1 protein-coding gene, 2 tRNA genes and 3 rRNA genes (1 of these 6 running past the window's edge) are annotated in these 5,000 nt (G+C 41.3%); all 6 read right to left on the reverse strand.

Translation table 11 applies throughout. The annotated features are described in order from the left end of the window. Positions 1-243: 243 nt before the first annotated feature. Positions 244-600: a ComEA family DNA-binding protein gene (locus A3854_RS10015; protein WP_374057400.1), complete on the reverse strand. Its 357-nt coding sequence runs from the start codon at positions 598-600 to the stop codon at positions 244-246. A 307-nt stretch (positions 601-907) separates the two neighbouring features. Then, positions 908-1,026: ribosomal RNA gene (rrf, locus tag A3854_RS04930) — 5S ribosomal RNA — on the reverse strand. Positions 1,027-1,159: 133 nt separating this feature from the next. Beyond that, positions 1,160-4,063: ribosomal RNA gene (locus A3854_RS04935) — 23S ribosomal RNA — on the reverse strand. A 326-nt stretch (positions 4,064-4,389) separates the two neighbouring features. Further along, positions 4,390-4,465: transfer RNA gene (locus tag A3854_RS04940), tRNA-Ala, on the reverse strand. Positions 4,466-4,477: 12 nt separating this feature from the next. Further along, a tRNA-Ile gene (locus tag A3854_RS04945) sits at positions 4,478-4,554 on the reverse strand. A 94-nt stretch (positions 4,555-4,648) separates the two neighbouring features. Continuing rightward, positions 4,649-5,000, reverse strand: a 16S ribosomal RNA gene (locus A3854_RS04950); it runs 1,159 nt beyond the window's last position. The 16S, 23S and 5S rRNA genes sit together here with 2 tRNA genes alongside, the layout of an rRNA operon.

Below are 5,000 nucleotides of genomic sequence, written 5' to 3' on the forward strand. Positions count from 1 at the left end.
TCTTAACCAACCACCTCCTAAAAGCACAAGAAGCTTTAGAAGATAGTCTAAGAAGCATTACTTTACAAGATCTATTAGATGAACTTATTAATTTATAAAATTTAAAAAGTAGACAAACTAAGTTATAGAATTTAAAAATTAGGCAAATATATAAAAACCAATCTATTTTTTATTAGGAGCACCATGTGCTCCTAACTATTTTTATATACTTTATGTAAGAATTTTTATAAATTTCTAGATTTATTACTCTTTGCTCTTCTCTTTTTTAGCTTTACTCTTTTTCTCTGCTTTATCTTTTAGCTTTTCTTTCTTATCTTTGACTTCTTTTGCACTATCTTTAGCACTATCTTTTTTCTCTTTTACTTCATCACTCTTTTTACTTGTTTTTTCTTTTATCTCATCTTTTTTAGATTTTATTTTTGATTTTGTGTCATCTATCTTTGTAGTGCCTGATACTGATATATCTGATTTTAAATTTTCAAATGTCTTATCGCCTATACCATTTACATTTTTTATATCTTCTATTGAGTTAAATTTATTTGCTTTTCTATACTCTATTATTGCATCTGCCTTTGAAGATCCTATGCCATCTAAACTCATTAACTCTTTTTGTGGCGGTGTTTAAATTTATGGCTGCTAGTAATGTAGAAGCTGCTGCTAATAGTGAGAATATAATCTTTTTCATTTTTGTCCTTTTTGGGTAAATTTGGGTTTGGAGTCTATCATATTTGGTGTTTTTAGTCAATATTTATATAAAAGCATAAACTAAAAGATATTTATAAACATAGAGATAAAAAGTCTGATTATTTAAAAAATAAATAAATGTAAGATTTGATATTTTGTTATAAATTAAGAAATAATATTTTAAAAGATAATTGTTTAGACAAAGAAGATTAAAAATTAACAAAGCCCGCAACGACCTACTTTTCCAACATCCCAGTAAGGGAGAGTATCATCAGCCAGGACGAGCTTAGCTTCTTGGTTCGAGATGGAGCAAGGCGTTTCCTCGTCTGTATAGTCACGGGCAGTGTTAAATAAAAGATATATTAGATAAATCTCTTATTTAACACTACTTGATAAAGTTAAAAGTCATAAACAAAGTTTTGCAAAAACATATCTTATTAAGTTTTTATCCTTAACAAGGAAGTGACGCTTATAAAAAGATAAGCAGACGAGCTATTAGTACTGGTCAGCTAAAGGACTTTCATCCATTACACACCCAGCCTATCAAACACATAGTCTATATGAGCTCTTAAAAGAAGATTCATCTTGGAGTTGGCTTCCTGCTTAGATGCTTTCAGCAGTTATCACATCCCAACATAGCTACCGAGCGGTGCTCTTGGCAGAACAACTCGTACACCAGTGGTTGGTTCGACCCGGTCCTCTCGTACTAGGGTCAACTCTCCTCAATCTTCTTACGCCCACGGCAGATAGGGACCGAACTGTCTCACGACGTTCTGAACCCAGCTCGCGTACCGCTTTAAATGGCGAACAGCCATACCCTTGGGACCTGCTCCAGCCCCAGGATGCGATGAGCCGACATCGAGGTGCCAAACCTCCCCGTCGATGTGAGCTCTTGGGGGAGATCAGCCTGTTATCCCCGGGGTACCTTTTATCCTTTGAGCGATGGCCCTTCCACACAGAACCACCGGATCACTAAGACCGACTTTCGTCTCTGCTTGACGTGTATGTCTCGCAGTTAAGCTGGCTTATGCCTTTATACTCTACGAACGATTTCCAACCGTTCTGAGCCAACCTTTGTAAGCCTCCGTTACATTTTGGGAGGCGACCGCCCCAGTCAAACTACCCACCAGACATTGTCCTACTTGAGGATAACTCAAGCTAGTTAGCTATCAGAATAAAAAAGAGTGGTATCTCAACAATGGCTCACCATAAACTGGCGTCTATGGATCAAAGCCTCCCACCTATCCTGCACATTTTTATCCCAATAGCAGTGTCAAGCTGTAGTAAAGGTCCACGGGGTCTTTCCGTCTTGCCGCGGGTAGGAGGAATTTTCACCTCCACTACAATTTCACTGGATCCCTCTTCGAGACAGCTCCCATCTCGTTACGCCATTCATGCAGGTCGATATTTAATCGACAAGGAATTTCGCTACCTTAGGACCGTTATAGTTACGGCCGCCGTTTACTCGGGCTTCGATCAAACGCTTCGCAGAGCTAACGTCATCAATTAACCTTCGAGCACCGGGCAGGCGTCACACCCTATACATCCTCTTACGAGTTAGCAGAGTGCTGTGTTTTTGGTAAACAGTCGGGAGGGACTCTTTGTTGTAACCTTCAATGCTTACGGAGTAAATCCTTCACAAAGTTAGGCACACCTTATACCGAAGATACGGTGCTATTTTGCAGAGTTCCTTGAAGAGAGTTCTTCCACGCGCCTTAGAATACTCATCCCACCCACCTGTGTCGGTTTACGGTACGGGCAACTATAACTAAACTTAGAAACTTTTCTTGGCTCGACAGTATCGGCAATTCGCTATCCATTCCGAAGAACTTCAAACGCCTGTGGGGTCTCGGCTTAAAAAGATCCGGATTTGCCTGAATCTTAACCTACACCTTTCGACTAGCACTACCATCCGCTAGCTTGCTTAACTCTAAGCGTCCTTCCATCGCACATTATAGTTGGCATTGGAATATTAACCAATTTTCCATCGCATACCCCTTTCGGACTTTGCTTAGGACCCGGCTAACCCTACGATGACGAGCATCGCGTAGGAAACCTTGGGTTTACGGCGTTGGGGATTCTCACCCCAATTATCGCTACTCATGCCTGCATGCTCACTTGTATTCGCTCCAGCACTCCTTACCGGTATACCTTCAACGCAAATACAATGCTCTCCTACCACTTAGTAAAACTAAGTCTAAAGCTTCGGTACTCATTTTAGCCCCGTTATATTTTCCGCGCAGAATCACTAGACCAGTGAGCTATTACGCTTTCTTTAAAGGATGGCTGCTTCTAAGCCAACCTCCTGGTTGTTTAAGTAACTCCACATCGTTTTCCACTTAAATGAGATTTAGGGACCTTAGCTGTTAGTCTGGGTTGTTCCCCTCTCGACGACGGATTTTATCACTCGCCGCCTGACTGCCATGATTACACACTAGGTATTCGGAGTTTGATAGGGTTTGGTACATTGGTGTATGCCCTAGCCCATTCAGTGCTCTACCCCCTAGTGTTACTACATGACGCTATACCTAAATATATTTCGGAGAGAACCAGCTATCACGATGTTTGATTGGCCTTTCACCCCTATCCACAAGTCATCCCATAGCTTTTCAACGCTAGCGGGTTCGGTCCTCCACCGGCTCTTACACCGGTTTCAACCTGCTCATGGATAGATCACATCGTTTCGGGTCTGCAACGTCTGACTAAACGCCCTATTAAGACTCGCTTTCGCTACGGCTCCGGGTTTCCTTAACCTTGCCAGACATCACAACTCGCAGGCTCATTATGCAAAAGGCAGTCCATCACCCTGATAAATCATAGGGCTCTGAATGATTGTAAGCAAATGGTTTCAGGTTCTATTTCACTCTGATCACCTCAGTTCTTTTCACCTTTCCCTCACGGTACTTGTGCACTATCGGTCTAGTAGTAGTATTTAGGGTTGGATAGTGGTCTACCCAGCTTCAGACAGAATATCACGTGTTCCGCCCTACTCAGGATACTGCTAAGTAAAACAAAGCTTTCATATACGGGAGTATCACCCTCTATGCTTAATCTTTCCAAATTATTCTATTAGCTAAGTTTAGTCTATATTGCAGTCCTACAACCCCGTTAGTAAACTAACGGTTTGCCCTCTTACGCGTTCGCTCGCCGCTACTAGCGTAATCTCTTTTGATTTCTTTTCCTGAGGGTACTAAGATGTTTCAATTCCCCTCGTTCGCTCCATATTAGGTAGTTAAGCTCGCGCTTAACTGGGTTGCCCCATTCAGAAATTCCCGGATCAAAGCCCCTTGACGGCTCCCCGAGACTTATCGCAGCCTGGCACGTCTTTCATCGCCTCTACTAGCCAAGGCATCCACCACTTGCTCTTTGTAGCTTACCTTTTCTATATTAGATTATTCTAATTCGCATCACTTCCTTGTTAAAGATAACTTTATGTTACTAAATTTAAATCCCAGCTCTCAAGACGGAAAGCATTGACTACTATTTAGATAAGTTTTAAATCCTAAATAGATTGTGATGTCAAACTTTTGCATTAAATGCAAAGAGAATAGAAATTTAAATCTTTAACAAGTCCTGTAAAATTGTTTTTAAAACTTGCTTGTGACTATTAACAATATTAATTAAAAGAACATTTAGACAAAAGTCTAATTAGAAAGTTTAATTTTTAAGCTCTCTAATTAGACTTAATATAGTTAAACTATTTTATGGTGGAGAATAGCGGGATCGAACCGCTGACCTCCTGCGTGCAAAGCAGGCGCTCTCCCAGCTGAGCTAATTCCCCAATTAAATTCTCTGGTGGGCCTAACAAGACTTGAACTTGTGACCTCACCCTTATCAGGGGTGCACTCTAACCAGCTGAGCTATAGGCCCCTATAGGTCTATCAATCTTTCAAAACTAAACAAGGATGATTGAGAATATCTTTCTTATAGATATCTTGTGAGAGAATATCTATATGTACTCTAGAAAGGAGGTGATCCAACCGCAGGTTCTCCTACGGTTACCTTGTTACGACTTCACCCCAGTCGCTGATTCCACTGTGGACGGTAACTAATTTAGTATTCCGGCTTCGAGTGAAATCAACTCCCATGGTGTGACGGGCGGTGAGTACAAGACCCGGGAACGTATTCACCGTAGCATGGCTGATCTACGATTACTAGCGATTCCGGCTTCATGGAGTCGAGTTGCAGACTCCAATCCGAACTGGGACATATTTTATAGATTTGCTCCATCTCGCGATATTGCTTCTCATTGTATATGCCATTGTAGCACGTGTGTCGCCCCGGACATAAGGGCCATGATGACTTGACGTCGTCCA

Origin of the sequence: Campylobacter concisus (assembly GCF_002092845.1) — a bacterium.
Lineage (GTDB): Bacteria > Campylobacterota > Campylobacteria > Campylobacterales > Campylobacteraceae > Campylobacter_A > Campylobacter_A concisus_AQ.

Coding starts and splice junctions, on each gene's coding strand:
- A3854_RS10015 (WP_374057400.1), bottom strand. CDS start 600: ATGAGTTTAGATGGCATAGGATCTTCAAAGGCAGATGCAATAATAGAG.